Source organism: Streptomyces graminofaciens, assembly GCF_030294945.1.
In the GTDB taxonomy this organism is placed as follows: Bacteria; Actinomycetota; Actinomycetes; order Streptomycetales; family Streptomycetaceae; genus Streptomyces; species Streptomyces graminofaciens.
Genome location: NZ_AP018448.1, coordinates 7,484,325 through 7,498,985 on the forward strand (window position 1 = coordinate 7,484,325; position 14,661 = coordinate 7,498,985).

A 14,661-nucleotide genomic window follows, 5' to 3' on the forward strand; every position below is an offset into this window, starting at 1 on the left:
CATGCCCCCTCAGCCCTCAGCCCTCAGCCCTCGGGGTGGATCAGCCCGCGCTCGTACGCCTTCAGCAGCCGCTGCGGTACGAGGTACGTGGAGCCGTCGACCGTGAACGGCACCAGCCGCGGCGTACTCGCCTTCCACTGGGCCCGCCGGTGACGGGTGTTGCTGCGGGACATCTTCCGCTTGGGTACGGCCATGGGGTCCTCCTCGATCGCTGACGCACCAACATCGCTGACGCACCGGGGCAGCCGACGCGCACCGGAACGCTACATGAAAATGGATTCCATTACGAAGTAGGGGCTGGGCCGGTGGATGAGCAACCCCGCCCCGGCCCTCGTATGAGACGGAAGGGCGAGCCCGAACGGGACGGAAAGGGCGAGCCCGAACCAGCCCGCCCAGCACAGCCGTTCCGTACGGAGGTACCGTCCCCCGTGGCCATCACCAAGGACTCCCCGCCCCGGGCGGACCGCACCGACGCCGCCGCACCCGACGACGACCGGGCCGCCCGGCACCTCAACTCCCCCCTCCTCCTCACGATGCTGCTGGTCCTCGCGGTGGCGGCGCAGGGCCCGCTGCGCGGCGCGCTGGCGGCGCCCGTGACGCAGAGCTGGATGACGGTGTTCGTGGCCGTCGTCGTACAGGCCCTGCCGTTCCTGGTGCTCGGAGTGCTGCTGTCCGCGGCCATCGCCGTGTTCGTGCCGCCGTCGTTCTTCGCCCGCGCCCTGCCGAAACGTCCCGCCCTCGCGGTACCGGCGGCCGGGCTGGCCGGCGTGGTCCTCCCCGGCTGCGAGTGCGCGTCGGTGCCGGTGGCCGGGGCGCTGGTACGCCGAGGCGTCACCCCCGCCGCCGCGCTCGCCTTCCTGCTCTCCGCCCCGGCCATCAACCCGATCGTGCTCACCGCGACCGCCGTGGCCTTCCCGGGCGATGCCGAAATGGTGCTGGCCCGTTTCGCGGCGAGCCTGCTGGTGGCGTGCGCGATGGGCTGGCTGTGGCAGCGGCTGGGGCGCGGTGAGTGGATGCGCCCGCCGGAGCGCCCGTCCTACGAGGGGCAGGGCAAGGGGGCCGCGTTCTGGGGCTCGGTGCGGCACGACGTGATGCACGCGGGCGGTTTCCTCGTCGTCGGCGCGATGGCGGCGGCCACACTCAAGGCGGTCGTACCGGCGACCTGGCTGAACGCGGCCGCCGACAACCCGCTCGTCGCCGTGCTGGCCCTGGCGGTCCTGGCCGTCCTGCTGTCGATCTGCTCGGAGGCGGACGCGTTCGTCGCCGCGTCCCTGACCCAGTTCTCCCTGACCGCCCGGCTGGCCTTCCTGGTCGTCGGCCCGATGATCGACCTGAAACTCTTCGCCATGCAGACAGCCACCTTCGGCCGCGCCTTCGCGCTCCGCTTCGCCCCCGTCACCTTCGTCCTCGCGATCGCGGTGTCGGCGCTGGTCGGGACGGTGCTCCTGTGAACCGCCAGGCCCAGACGGTCATCCTCTTCCTCACCGGCGGCGCCCTCCTGCACGCCGGCTTCACCGACCTCTACCTCCGCTACGTCAAGGCCGGCCTCCGCCCGCTGCTGATAGCCGCCGGGATCGTACTGATCGCGGCGGCGGTGGCGACGGTCTGGTACGAACGCCGGGCGGTCCGACAGGAGAAGGACACCCACGCCGACTCGGAGGGCGGCCCCCACTCGGAGGGCGACCCTCACTCGGAGGGCGACCCTCAGTCGGAGGGTGGCCCCTACTCGGAGGGCGACCCTCACACCCATGGAGAGACGCCCGGCCATGGCGAAACGCCCGGCCATGCCCACGGCGGCAAGGGGCACCGCGAACCCCGGGTCTCCTGGCTCCTGGTCCTCCCCCTCCTCGCCCTCGTCCTGGTCGCCCCGCCCGCGGTCGGCTCCTACACCGCCCTGCGCACCGGCTCGGCCCTGCAGGAACAGCCCCAGGGTTACTCCGACCTCCCCGCCGACGGCCCCCTGCGCCTGACCGTCGCGGACTACGCGGGCCGCGCGGTCTACGACAAGGGCCGGGCCCTGCGAGGCCGAGAACTCAAGGTCACCGGTTTCCTGGCCCTCGACCGCGACGGCACCCCGTACCTCGTCCGCATGGCCCTCAACTGCTGCGCCGCCGACGCACAACCGGTCAAAATTGCCCTCACCGGCCAACTCCCGCCCGTCCTGCGCCCCGACACCTGGCTGGAGGCGACGGGCACCTACACCCCCCGCCGGACCAAGGACCCGGTCAACGGCACCCCCATCCCGTACCTGGACGTCACCACCACCCGCCCGGTCAAGGCCCCACACGACCCGTACGACGAGGGGTGGAACGGCTGAGAGGGCCACACCGGCCGACCGGACCCACGCAGATGGAGATCGTGGCCGCGCTGTGGGCGCGGGGGCGAAGCAGCGCTGGCTGGGGGCGGGGTGCCCAAGGGGCACCCGCCCGTCAGGGCCACGTGCGTTCGATGCGGTCGTGCCGCACGGCGTAGGCCGCCGGACCGCCCTTCTCGACGGCCCGGCGGATCGCGTCACGGCGTGCGACGAGGCGTTCGACCATCTCGGCGCTGCGTAGCTGCCAGGGTCGACTGGGGAATCTCCAGGTAGGAGGCCGTTTCCGTGGGCGTCAGAAGCCCGTCCTGGAACCTGTCGACCATGCCCAGCCTCCTGCTGGTACCGGATTTCGCATCGTCGCACATCAAGATTCCCACCTACGGGTGGACCGCATACCCGGCCATCGGTCAGGAAGCCGCACGAAGATGGTCCCCGGACCTGCAGTCCCGGCAACGGCTGTGTTCCGCAGAGCGGAACCCCCGGTCGCAACCGTCGCAGTTCCGCATGCTCGCGACCGCCGGACGTACTGCGGGTTCTGCGCGGTCCGCGCTCCTGGCCGGTGCGGGCAGGGGCGTCTCCTTGAGCCGGTAGGCGAGGATGCCGACCGGGCGGACCAGGAGGCGGTCCGGGAGTCCTGTGGTGAGGTGGTCCGTGATCTGTGTGGGCAGGAGGCCTGCCGCGAGCCACCGGGTGACGGCCGGGGCGAGGCGGGCGGCTTCCTGCGCGGACACGACAAGGCGGGGGTCGACCCGGCGCAGGGCGGCGAGTACGGCGATGGCCCGCGGGTCGGCGTCGGCGAGCGGGAGCGGTGTCTCCGCCTCGGCCTGTACGGGCGCGGCCACCGTTTCCTCCACGGCCGCGTACGCGGCCGTGACCGCCGCCGCCGAGGCGGGCTGCTTCCGGGGCCGACGAGGCTTGGGCGGCTCGGGCGGCTCGGGCGGCCCGTCCGGATCCGCGTCCGGATCCGCGTCCGAATCCGCATCCGGATCGCCGCCGGGGACGTCGTAGAAGTACGTCCGGGTACGGATCTGTCCGGTGGACAGCCGCTCGCGGCGGCGCTCCAGGTAACCGGCCGCTTCGAGTTCCCTCAGGGCCCGCGAGATCAGGATCTCGCCCTCGGTGAAGTGCTCGCACAGGGCGGCGATGGTCACGGAAGTGCCGGTGGGCAGGGAGAGGATGTAGACGGCCACGCCGACCGTGACCGCGCTGCCGCGCCGCTGGGCGAGGGCGTTGGAGATCACGGTGAAGTCGGCCGTCAGCCGGGTGCGTACGTGGATCACGCCGGAGGTCGGAGCTCCGGCGTCGGCGCGCAGGCGCGCGTTAGACTGCGAGTCAGCCATCGGGAAGGTATTGCTTCCTGATCGGTCAGGCCCTCGATCGGGATTGCCGTCCCGGCCGGGGGCCGTATCTGTTTGCGGTTGTCGCGGCGAACGTAACCGCCCGTGTTCCGCGTCTGCAAGCCGGTCACTCGGACGGGTGACGCCGGCTTCCTGGCTGGGGAGGGTGGGTGGGCGGGTAGTTCTTTCCCCCGGTTCTTCAGGGAGGTCAGTGGCCCGCCGGGCCCTCGCGGGCAAGGATCCGGCGGACCCGGAAGTCGGGCCGTGACCGGGACCTGGTCGACTCAGTGGCGGTCCTGGCCGGCCTTCAACTCGCCTATGAACGCTGCCCAGGAGGCGGCCTCGAAGGTCAGAGCGGGACTGTGCGGAACCTTGCTGTCACGGACGGGGACCACGCCGGGGAACCCGTCCGCCACCTCCACGCAGTTGCCGCCCTCCTGATTGCTGTAGCTGCTCTTGCGCCACGCGGCGCCGTTCAGATCGGGACGGGACCTTCGCTCCACGGTGGTTGCCCTCCATCACGGATCGGATCATGTCGAGAGACATGAGCGGGGGCAGGGCTGCCGCCCGTAGCCGATCGTAGGTCAGGGAAAATGTTCTGACCTCGACTGGATCCTCGATCAGTTGGCCGTAGTGCGCGCCTTCTGTGTAGGCGACTTCCGAGCCGTCAGACAGCGCGAGAATCGTCAGCGAGCCGCCCATCGCGTCGTGCTCGCCTTGGTCGAACGGCAACACCTGCACGGTGATGTGAGGCTCGGCCGCGGCCGCGATCAGACGCTCCAACTGCCCGCGCATCACCGCATGACCACCGATCGGCCGCCGCAGGACCGCTTCGTCGAGGACGACCCACAGCACAGGTCGATCAGCTGAGCCGAGCCGCTCCTGACGTCCCATGCGCACAGTGAGCCTCTCCTCCAACTGCGCTTCACTGCTGAGGGTGAGGCCGACGCTCAGGACGGCCCGCGCGTACTCCTCGGTCTGGAGCAGACCGGGCACCACATGCGCTGCGTACTCACCGATGGACACCGCCCGCTCCGAACGCGCCATGAACTTCCGCGACCAGTCCGGAAACGCCTCCCGATACACATACGGCCACAGCTCGACCAACAAGTTGTCCGCCCCGAGGGCGGCGTCGAGCGCCCGTGCCAGTGCCAGCGTCGGTTTCGCCCCGGACGCCCGCTCGATCTGCGTGATCCGGGTGCTCACCACGTGTGTCCTGTCGCCCAGTTCGGCCTGGGTCAGCCCGGCCGCCGTACGGAGTCGGCGTACCCGCGAACCGAACAGCGCCGCCATCGACGTACTGGGATCGATTCCGTTGGCCAAGGCGTCACTTCCGTTCCTTACGGACTGAAAAGTAAGGCTGTGTCACCTTCCGAGAGTAGGGCCGCCCGACGACTCTTGAGTACGGAACGTGACGATCCGCGCACATCGCGGGACGTCCCGGCACTCGACGGACAAGGACGGTCACGCTGTGCTGACAGGAACGACCACCACAGGCGAAGAACCCCGACGGGGAACCGGCGCCCCTGTGACGGAAACGGTCGTGCGCGACGACGAAGCCACCGAACACCCGGCGCTCACAGTGCAGTTCACCTCGTCGCCCCTGGGCGCCAGGCTCGCCCGACGCCGCGCCGTGCGGCACATGGAGATGTGGGGGTACCCGCCGGAGTCGGAGGTGTCGTGCGCGGTCGCCCTCGTCGTGGCTGAACTCGCCGCGAACGCCGTCCAGCACGGGCGCGTCCCGGGTCGCGACTTCCGACTCGGGCTCGGCCTCGACGAGGTGGCCGGGCTGGTGCGGATCGAGGTCGCCGACGCCGCCACCGCGAAACGGCCTCCTGCCACCGCGCCCTCGTCGTACCCCGACGGCGAGTCGGGTCGCGGCCTGCTCCTGGTGGACGTCCTGGCTGTGCGTTGGGGGTCGACGCCTCGTCACCCCGTGGGCAAGACGATCTGGGCGGAGGTGTCGACCGTCGCTCCAACAAATCTGCATACTCCATGAGTTACTGACCTAGCTGGCGTGATGTCGCGGAGGTCCACAAGAGCATGAGGCTGTCGGCCAATGCCCAGATGCTGCACCGGCACGGCTTCAGCCACCAGGGCCCGGCCCGTCGCGCGATCGAGTGCGACGAGGAAGCCGTCACGGGCTGGGTGAAGGAGACCCGGCCCCAGGCGGAAGCGCCGTGGCGGCGCTCGGGGCCTGGCTGTGCTTCGAAGGCGAGGCCGGGTTCTCGATGACGCCGCCCACCGTTCGCACCTGGGCCAGGCGCGGACACGCACCTGTCACCCGGGTGCGGGGACGCTCCCAGCGCCGTTTCTCCATCGCCGCTCTGGCCTGCTATCTGCTACTTCCTGCCGACCGATGCACCGACCTCAACCCTGTCGAAGGCGTCTGGTCACTGCTGCGGCGCACCAGCCAGGCCAACACCGCGTTCACCGACCCTGACCACCTCATGAGCGAGCTTCGGCACGGTCTCCGCCAGATCCAGTACCGCAGCAACCTCATCGACGGATGTCTCGCCAAACCGGCCTCACCTTGACGAGATCACGGCAACAACGTCAGTAGTGGACGCTCAGCCGCCGCTCATCAGGTTCTGCACCGAGGAATCGACCAACTTTCCTCATAGTCCTGGAAACCATTCAGGGGCCTGACCCGCGATGCGGATCAGGCCCCTGACCTGGTGTTTCACTGTCGGGGTGGCGGGATTTGAACCCACGACCTCTTCGTCCCGAAGCAACTTGGGTGGGGGCGCTGCCTTGGGCGTGTGTGGCTCTGATCTGTGCTGATGGTCCGCTGACGTTCGCGGGCGTCCGCTGTTGTTCGTCGGCGTTGTCACGCAGTTAGACACTCAGCAGTTCTGGGGGCGCGATACAGTGCGCGCCGTGGACATACCCGGCTGGTTCGTCTGGCTCGCTCTCGGCCTGGCGATCTTGCAGGCCCTCGGCCTCGTTCCCGTCATCCGCCGATTGCGCGAATCCGACTCGTCGGTGCGTTTCCAGGCGCGCCTTGACCTGGTGGACGTTGTCGCCTCCCTGCTGCTCTTCGGCGGCCTGGTGCTGAGTCTCGCAGTCGCGGAATCCTGGTTCTGGCTCACCTGCGCCAGCTTCGCGCTCATGGCCGCTGTGTACGCCGTGAAGGGTGTCCACTGGCTCCGCGCTCGCCAGCGTCACACGGCCTGACCCAAACGCCAGGCGCTGACCGCTCGGTGCACTACTTCTTCTTGCCCGGGGTCTTGCCGGGGATCTTGGTGAGCTGGGTTTTTGCTGGTCAAGGGCGGTAGGCTCGTCCGCCTCGTGGTCGCCGTTGGTCGTCATTGGTCACTGTTGAGCGTCCTCGGACGGCCCAGGGACGGCCCGAGCGCCTCCCCGGCGCCTCTCATATCTCGGGTGTATGCCGTCCGTTGAGCTGGCAGTCTGTGTGCATGCAACTTCGCGATGTCTGCTTGGCGGATGCCGCCGAACTGACCCTCATGCAGCTCAAGAACAAGTGCCAAAGCATCGTCAACACGACGGCCGTTGTATCGGCCAGGGACGGATACTTGTCCTGGGTCGAGGACGCGGAGCGGCACTTTCGCAGCCTGTTTGACGACGACGTCATGGCGGATGGCCTCTACACAGCGGCGTACTGGGAGATCCGTCGCATTGTTCAAGTCACGCCACGGCCCTACCCTCTGATACACGGTGAGGTCGAGAACCAAGTCCGCCGCATCGACGCTGCTCTCGTGCAGATCGCTCGCATCCGGGAGTTCGCCGGCCATCCGGGAGCCATCGTCGTAGTCGACACCTCAGCCTTCATTCAAGGGGAGATCTTCACCGACTTTGCATGGCCGACGAAGATGGGCATCAAGGGACCCGTGCGGCTGATTGCCCCAATCATCGTGGTCGAGGAGCTTGACAAGCTCAAGGACACAGGTAACACCAACGCTGGCGACAAGGCACGCAAGGTCCTCAAGCGCCTCCGGGAGAAGCACCGGGCCGCTGGGCAGATCTTTCCCGCTCCGGTTCGAGACAAGGTGACCGTTGAGGTACTTCTCGACGACGACGGGCACCAACGCCTGTCTATCCCCGACGACGAGATCATCCGCCAGGCCATCAAGATCAAGCAGATGGTGACCGGTGAAGTCACCCTCGCCTGCGTGGACGCAAGCATGGAGTTCCGGGCCTTGGCCAAGGGCCTCAAGGTCTTTGAGGTGCCTCCATCGCCCAGGGCTGTCCAGTAAACCACTTAACCTTTCGATCACTTAGGGATGATCGAGGCTGGGCACGCCCGCCTCAGCTGATGCCATCGGCTTGGGAAGCTTGGGTGTTCTGGCGGCGACTGCCGCACTGACCTGCGCCGGAATGCTGCTCCAGCCTTTGGGGACCTGCGACCGACTCCCCGCCGTTCCCCCGTGAAGCTCCGCCTGTTCTGGCACGCGAGTGGCACGAGTTTGAACGTTCGTGCATGGACACCACCGATAGGTCATCGAACGGGTCATGCCCTCATTCGTCGCCTGATCAAATAACGACACAATGTTGAAGCAAGGTGACATCTAATGCGTTAAATGTGTCAATTAGCAGGTTATCCAAACGGATTTTCCGTAAATTCCCTACGGTTGCGTCTTATGGAGGCCGGACAACAAGTTGCTGGCCCAGAAAGGACGTTGTAGGTGACCATCACCGTTGACCCCTCTCGTCTGTCGTTGACGCGCGAGGAGTCCACATACCTGGCGATTCGGACCACGCAGGGAGGACGCACGGTCTACACGACCCGCATCCCTCTGTCCGAGCTCCCGGTAATCCTCACAATCCCGGACCCGGCCAAGCCTGACCCGGACAACCGCCGTGTCGACCCCAACCATGCGAAGGGCTTCGGTAACTACCTCGCCGAGAACCCCGGTTGGGTAGCACCGGCCCTCCTCATCCGCGACACTGGCGGCTGCCGCTTCGAGTCGATCAGCGCGGACGGCGCTATCGGGTACCTCACCGTCCCGTGGGCCATCGGAGGCATCGGGCGCCTGATCACGATCGACGGCCAGCACCGCGTGCTCGGGGTCCACCTAGAGAAGAAGCGCATCACCGACGAAATCGCGCGCATCGACCGTGAGGCGGTCCGTGCCAACGAGGCCAAGAAGCAGAAACTTGACGAGGAGCGCGAAGCTCTGGTCCTCCGGCTCCAGCGCCTCAAGGAGGAGTTCATCGGCGTCGACATCTACGTGGAGGTCGACGGCGTCCGCGGGCAGCAGATGTTCGTCGACGTCGCCGACAATGCCAAGGGCATCTCCGGCGCCGTCCGGGCCCGTTTCGACACCTCGCGCATCGCCAATCGCACGCTCACCGACATCGTTGCTCACCCCCTCTTCGCGGGGAAGATCGACATTGAGCGCGATCGGATGACCCTGGCCAACCGCAACCTGATGGGTGCCAAGCACGTCGCCGACATCACCCGCTCCGTCATCGCCGGCCCCGGTGGGCGCGTCAACAAGAAGGTTGAGTCCCTCACCGACAACGAGGTGATCGAAAGCGTCCGCGGCTTCCTGGACGTCATCTCCACAGCCTTCACCGACCTGGCAGCGATCACCGAGGAGGACGTCGACAACTACCACCCCTCCCTTGCTGAGAAGCGCAAGAACGAGCCGCCGGCGCCCCCTACTAAAGCGATGCAGCTCCGCGTATCCTCCCTCCTCGGTTCCGTGGGCATGCTCCGCGTCCTCGGTGGCGTTTACCGCAACTTGAAGGAGGACGGAGTTGAAGACGGTGACATCCAGGAGTTTTTCAAGCGGCTCGACCGCCACATGGGCGCCCCGGTCACTGAGCAGAGCATCTGGCGCACCACGGCGGCGAACGAGGACTTCGAGCCCAATGCCTCGGCGCCGATCATGCGCCAACAGAACATCGTCCACCTGACCAAGGTGATCACCGACTGGTACAAGAAGGCGCCCGCCGCCATCTGATCCACCAGATAGCAGCATGGTCCCCTCCAGGACACATGTGGAGGGGACCATGCTGTTGCTTAAGTCCGCCTTCGTGTGGCTCTTGGTTCGGTCGCACGTACCTCTCAGTCATGTACTGCCAAAAATCGATCTTGAAAACCGTCGTGGCGCAAGTCACCGTGGGTTCAAATCCCACACCCACCGCACAGGAGAGCGGCCCCTGACCAGGTGAATCGGTCGGGGGCCGGTGCGCTGCGCGGTACCTGCTCACCACCGTGGTTCCCCGTGACTTCCCGCACGATCGGGCACGGATGGGGCACGCCCCCTCCGATCCGTAGCTCCGTGTGTATCGGCCGGTGACAGTCATACCGGTCGCGCTGTGGACTTGGAGACGGGCCACGGTGTTGGCGTAGCGCTCGCGCGGGCAGGATGGCGGTGGTGCCGTTGCGTGAATCTCGGGGGGATCGTGGCTCAGCAACCGGACAGGCACGGACATCCCGTCCCTTTCGACATCAGGGATGTACCAGAAGAAGTACAAGCCATTGCCGGGGAGTGTGAACGGCTGTGGGAAAGGGCCTTGCATAGTGCCCACCATCAGTTCGCGGCTTCCATGATCTGGCGCAGTACGCACCGCTGGCTGTCAGTGCTGGCGGCTGCGGTGGGCGCCCTGGCCGGCGTGTCGGCTGTAGCCGATGTCATCGGCGTTCGCCTTGCTGGTGTGGGTGCCCTCTTGGCCACGGTCATTGGAGGGGCGACAAGCCTGCTGGCGCCAGACCAGCACGCGACACAGTGCACCACGTCCGGCAATGCCTATGTTGAAGTGCGGGACGGCAGTCAGCAGATGCTGTGCGTTGACCTCGCTCGCTTGGAGTACGAAGCGGCACGTCAGCGTCTTGAAGACCTGACCGCAGGATTGCACGCAGCGAACCAGGCAGCCGAGCCGACATCGTTCCTCGCACGGTGGTACGCGCGCCGAGCACTCAAGTCGGGGATCGCCAACGACGACGTGTGGGCGGTACGAACACTCAGGGAATGACGGCGCTCCTCCAGGATCACCCTGGCGGAACGCGACTTCGAAGGCCAGCTTGCCACCAATGACACCTTGGACCTCCATCAGTGCTGCGAACCTCAGCTTGGGAAGCTGAGGGGATCTGGGGCTCACTGCTGATCTGACCTGCAGCGAAACGGCGTTGGCTCTTGGTGGGCGTCGTCTTGGTTCCCTCTGGTTCCCCGTGATTCCCCGCACGATCTGGCACGCCTCTGGCGCGACCTCCCGAATGCGATGCCCTCTACCGGCCTCCGCCGCTTGCCCCCAACTGGCCGTTTAAGTCTGGTTGAGGCCGCGAACATCGCCACGGGCGGTCGTGCTCGCGGACGGGCGGCGGTGGGGCACCGGGCGATTTGGTCGAACGGAGGCGGGCACCATGCGTCGTTCACGGTTGGTGATCCCGGTCGAACCAGGAGTCATGAGGTGAGGTCGTTGACCTACCGCTCAACCTGCCTCCGCCTTAGCATGTGATCTACGCGATATGGCATTGGGGGGATGCATGATCGATGTTGGCGGGGCGCTGCCAGCCGCGCCCTTGAGGGGAGACCTGCCCAAGAAGCAGCGCATGGAGATGCTCCAGGACGGTTACCTAAGAGCGGTAGCTGCTGCAGCAGGATGCACCATGGCGAAGCCCGAGCCCGACGACGGGATTGACTGGGTGATAACCCATGCGTCTGACCTGCACGAGGCGGACTGTCAGATCGATCTAAAGATCCAGCTCAAGAGCACTTGGACCTGCGGGCCTAATCCGGCCAACGGGTTTGTATCCGTCAAATTATCGAATGATCGGCTCAAGCTTCTCGCGCGTCAAAAGGTGACCGTTCATCGCATTTTGGTGGCGATGATAATTCCCGAAGATATCGCGGCCTGGGTCGAGGCTACTCACGATATATTCAAGCTGCGTCACTGTGCTTACTGGCGCAGTGTTACAGGTGAGCAGCCCTCGGGAGAAGAGTACACATCCGTCAGGGTGTCAACCGATCGAATATTTGACGATAAGGCACTTTGTGGAATTATGGAGCGCATAGGGAAGGGAGGTAGGCCGTGAATGCGCCGGACTTCAGAGAAATTGCACGCCACCTCACCGACCGGCAATTAGCTCTTGCGCTCCAGAACAACGGGTGGCAGAAGTACGGGGGGCAAGAGAATCTGTATAGCCGTTGGCGTCCTATCTCAGAAGGTGGCGAGCGAGTAAGAGGTGTCCTCCTCCCTCAGGATGCTGAGACAGAGGACTACTTTGAGCTACTGAGTCAAGCGGTTGCGCAAGCCTGGAAAATGGGTGATGGAGATATTCGCTCCCTGTTGGAACGTGCCGCCACGTTGCATTCTCTGGGCGACGAAGTAAAGTTTCATAAAGAGACGCGCAGCCAAAGGGGTACAATCCCTTGGACGGCTGGCGAGGACCTGCATGCCGGCGCGCAGAAGTCCATGGTGGTAGGGGCCAAGACGCGGAAGTCGAAGGCCGCCTATTTCGGTAACGCTAACTACTTCCTTGCTAAGTCCTTCCTCGACTCGGTTCTCATGGGCCAGACTGAGGTGGGTAGCTACGTAATCACCGCCTACGTGCCCCCAGAAGAGGTGTATACGGAGCGGAAGATCAATCCCGGGGAAACGATGCCGTTGCTGGGGCGTCATACGGGCCGGGAAATCACACTGGGCATGGTGGATGCCCTCTCGGCAGCCCGAGAATCTGTGGACCACTTCAAGGCCTCTGGGTCTACACATGGCTTTGTTGAGAACGTCAGGCGCGGTTTTTGTTACGAATTAACCCAGGCGGTGCGTGCTCTAATTAGGGACTCCGACGGGGCAGAGATCGAAGTAGAACTTAATTCGGCGGAAGACTTGCTTCGCGGAGAACCAGCGCAACGGCATAGGTTGGAGTTTTCCCCCTCGGATTATTCAGCTCTAGAGACAGCAGGTAACATCTTTGCCGCTACTGCTGCTGCTGAATATGTCACAGTTCTCGGGGCAGTGACTCAACTGGAGCGACCAAAGCCGGGGGAGCCTGGAGTTGTGCGCCTTGATGTTTTCAGTGGATCCAGAGCCAAGAAAATGCGCGTGCGACTCAAGGTTGAGGACTACGACTTGGCGGTTGATGCGCACAGGAACAATCTGGCCCTCAGAATCCGAGGACGTCAGGAAGTAGAGGGGCGCTACTTTTGGCTATATGATCCCGAGATTTTGGAACTCGTGCAAATCCGGCCGGAGACTTCCGGTGTAACTGTTGAGCCTGGGGAACAAGAAGGCCTGTTCTGAAAACCTTTTATCGCGGCAGGAACACCGGTTTATGTTCCACGAGCGTGCGGCTCTGGCTCGCGCAGGTGCCTGTGACATCAGCTTAGGGCCTTGAAGGGCCCTCGACTGCTCCCGTGATCAGGCAGGATGAAGCAGGACATCGGGCGTGGGGGTGGTCACCCGTGGGTGCCCACTGTCAGCGTCGGCCGGCCTCGGACGGCCCAGGGACGTGAACTGATGGCGACCTCCCGCGGCCAGCATGGCTGTACAGCTCTCCAAGTGGTCGCCCGCAGCCGTCCGCCAGAATCTTCCGAGGCGTTGACTACACCGAATCGAGATACGTCACGACGGTGGAACATAATGCCGGACACGACACCACGCACTGTGGGATCATCACTTCCCCAGAATCCAAGCAATCACCGGAAGAATGATGACTGTCGATAACAACCCTGTTGCGGGTTCCCTGAAGCCGAATTCCCCATTGCTTGCCCTGGAGAAAAAAATCCAGGCCGCAGGCATCTCCTGCGAATGGACGACATCGTGGGACGAATCGGCGCTACTGCAGATCGACATTGCGTCCGGCAGGAGCTCTCGCGCTGTACTGATTTCCGAAGAAGATGCACCCACATGCTTGGAAATGGATTTCGCGAAAATTCGCGCCCTCGGCGAGTATGAAGCCTTTGATGCATTGGAGGAAAATCCCAGTATCGAAGTTGCCCTGACAGCCACCAGTGGGCCAACTCACCGCCTAGTGGAGCGTATCCCCGGATGGGTAACTGCAACTCCGGAAGAGAATCTACGTACCAAAGCGCAGGGATCTGTTACGATAACCGGCACTAGGGGTGAGGACTGGTCTGCAGAGATCAGTTCACCGTCTAAGAGATTCTCTGTTTTCTGCAGCTTTGGGCCCGTCACTCTCAAACTTAAGGGGCGACAGCTCAGAACTTATCCAGAGGCTTTGACATTTCTTGAAAGTGCGGGCAACGCCATCCTCTTCGAGCTCGATCTGAAATATGGCGTTTCATTCACCTTCCGGCGCATGCGGCCGGTGGGCCCAATGAGATTTGGTCGGCGGACCCATCAAAACGCAAGCGCTCCTACCCTACCTAAGCTGCAGTACGCCGCTGAGCCGCTGAGTCTCTACCGGTACGCCCGGTCAGCCGTCGGAATGCCTCTGCTTGAGTTCCTTGCCTACTATCAGGTACTCGAATACTACTTCTCTCGCTATAGTCAGCGAGATCTTCTCGATAAGCTGCGCAACGAGTTGCGTGATCCGAACTTTAGAGCGGATGATGAACGTCAGTTGTCGCGCATCCTGCGAATCACACGTCAACCTGGAAGAGGGTACGGGGACGAGCGTAGCCAGCTGAAGGCAACTGTCAGGTACTCCGTTTCCGAAGATGCAATTTCGGATTTTTTCTCGGCGAATCCGGAAGTCCTTGGATACTTCAGCGCTAAAAGGCAAGCAATCGCAGGCCTAGAGCCAGTAGACCCGAAGCGGAAAAAGGGGGACCTGGCCGACTTGCTTTGCGAGAGAATCTATGAGATTAGGTGTCGAGTGGTTCACACCAAGGAAGATGGTGGAGGCCAGGTGGACTCACTGCTGATGCCCTTCTCGCCCGAAGCCGAGTCTCTCCGTGCCGAGAATGTACTCATGCGCTTTCTGGCTCAGAAGGTGCTCATTGCCGGTGCTGTCGATCTTCCCGCATGAAATCTCGCAGGTCGGCGGAGCGGCTTTGGGCTGGAGCTGCTTTGGGGCGAGTGATCTTGGCCCCGTAAGCTGATGGCGAGTCGGGCAGTCTGTGGACCTGCCCGGTA

The 14,661-nt window shown here is 64.5% G+C and carries 14 protein-coding genes and 1 pseudogene; 11 read left to right on the top strand and 4 right to left on the bottom strand.

The features are described 5' to 3' along the window. Nucleotides 1-23 precede the first annotated feature (23 nt). Nucleotides 24-194 (bottom strand): 50S ribosomal protein L32, encoded by a 171-nt coding sequence (rpmF, locus tag SGFS_RS32830; protein ID WP_286255665.1) that lies wholly within the window; start codon nucleotides 192-194, stop codon nucleotides 24-26. Between the two features lie 234 nt (nucleotides 195-428). On the opposite strand from rpmF, the gene SGFS_RS32835 reads away from it, so the two are divergent. Together SGFS_RS32835 and SGFS_RS32840 are read left to right on the top strand one after the other, a co-directional pair. Next, nucleotides 429-1,451 carry a permease gene (locus SGFS_RS32835; protein WP_286255666.1) on the top strand — a complete coding sequence of 341 codons (1,023 nt, stop codon included), beginning with the start codon at nucleotides 429-431 and terminating at the stop codon, nucleotides 1,449-1,451. Further along, the gene (locus SGFS_RS32840) at nucleotides 1,448-2,317 is read left to right on the top strand and encodes a TIGR03943 family putative permease subunit (protein ID WP_286255667.1); all 870 of its coding nucleotides are present in this window, start codon (nucleotides 1,448-1,450) and stop codon (nucleotides 2,315-2,317) included. The genes SGFS_RS32835 and SGFS_RS32840 overlap by 4 nt, the downstream gene beginning before the upstream one ends. A 404-nt stretch (nucleotides 2,318-2,721) precedes the next feature. Here SGFS_RS32840 and SGFS_RS32845 read toward each other — a convergent pair whose 3' ends face one another. The 3 genes from SGFS_RS32845 to SGFS_RS32855 form a co-directional block, all read right to left on the bottom strand. After that, entirely contained in the window at nucleotides 2,722-3,654 is a 933-nt protein-coding gene (locus SGFS_RS32845; protein ID WP_286255669.1) for a hypothetical protein, read from the bottom strand. A 281-nt stretch (nucleotides 3,655-3,935) separates the two neighbouring features. After that, entirely contained in the window at nucleotides 3,936-4,073 is a 138-nt protein-coding gene (locus SGFS_RS32850; protein ID WP_350284034.1) for a DUF397 domain-containing protein, read from the bottom strand. Next, nucleotides 4,030-4,944: a helix-turn-helix domain-containing protein gene (locus tag SGFS_RS32855; protein WP_286255671.1), complete on the bottom strand. Its 915-nt coding sequence runs from the start codon at nucleotides 4,942-4,944 to the stop codon at nucleotides 4,030-4,032. Before SGFS_RS32855 ends, SGFS_RS32850 begins: the two co-directional genes overlap by 44 nt. Nucleotides 4,945-5,194: 250 nt before the next feature. Here SGFS_RS32855 and SGFS_RS32860 point away from each other — a divergent pair, with 250 nt between their 5' ends. The 9 genes and pseudogenes from SGFS_RS32860 (at nucleotide 5,195) to SGFS_RS32905 (ending at nucleotide 14,554) form a co-directional block, all read left to right on the top strand. Beyond that, the gene (locus tag SGFS_RS32860; RefSeq protein ID WP_286255673.1) at nucleotides 5,195-5,650 is read left to right on the top strand and encodes an ATP-binding protein; all 456 of its coding nucleotides are present in this window, start codon (nucleotides 5,195-5,197) and stop codon (nucleotides 5,648-5,650) included. Nucleotides 5,651-5,685: 35 nt separating this feature from the next. Next, a pseudogene (locus tag SGFS_RS51875) lies at nucleotides 5,686-6,214 on the top strand (helix-turn-helix domain-containing protein); the annotation flags it as partial. A 317-nt stretch (nucleotides 6,215-6,531) separates the two neighbouring features. Further along, on the top strand, nucleotides 6,532-6,828 hold the full coding sequence (locus SGFS_RS32875) for a hypothetical protein (RefSeq protein WP_286255677.1): 297 nt from the start codon (nucleotides 6,532-6,534) through the stop codon (nucleotides 6,826-6,828). Between the two features lie 242 nt (nucleotides 6,829-7,070). Then, complete coding sequence (locus tag SGFS_RS32880) at nucleotides 7,071-7,868, top strand: PIN domain-containing protein (RefSeq protein WP_286255678.1); 798 nt, start codon at nucleotides 7,071-7,073, stop codon at nucleotides 7,866-7,868. Between the two features lie 429 nt (nucleotides 7,869-8,297). After that, on the top strand, nucleotides 8,298-9,581 hold the full coding sequence (locus SGFS_RS32885) for a DNA sulfur modification protein DndB (RefSeq protein WP_286255680.1): 1,284 nt from the start codon (nucleotides 8,298-8,300) through the stop codon (nucleotides 9,579-9,581). A gap of 427 nt (nucleotides 9,582-10,008) precedes the next feature. Beyond that, nucleotides 10,009-10,596 (top strand): SLATT domain-containing protein, encoded by a 588-nt coding sequence (locus tag SGFS_RS32890; RefSeq protein WP_286255682.1) that lies wholly within the window; start codon nucleotides 10,009-10,011, stop codon nucleotides 10,594-10,596. Nucleotides 10,597-11,173: 577 nt separating this feature from the next. Continuing rightward, on the top strand, nucleotides 11,174-11,656 hold the full coding sequence (locus SGFS_RS32895) for a DUF4365 domain-containing protein (RefSeq protein WP_286255684.1): 483 nt from the start codon (nucleotides 11,174-11,176) through the stop codon (nucleotides 11,654-11,656). Continuing rightward, nucleotides 11,653-12,864, top strand: coding sequence for a hypothetical protein (locus SGFS_RS32900; RefSeq protein WP_286255685.1), 1,212 nt, complete (start codon nucleotides 11,653-11,655; stop codon nucleotides 12,862-12,864). Before SGFS_RS32895 ends, SGFS_RS32900 begins: the two co-directional genes overlap by 4 nt. A gap of 406 nt (nucleotides 12,865-13,270) precedes the next feature. After that, on the top strand, nucleotides 13,271-14,554 hold the full coding sequence (locus SGFS_RS32905) for a hypothetical protein (protein ID WP_286255687.1): 1,284 nt from the start codon (nucleotides 13,271-13,273) through the stop codon (nucleotides 14,552-14,554). Nucleotides 14,555-14,661: the final 107 nt, after the last annotated feature.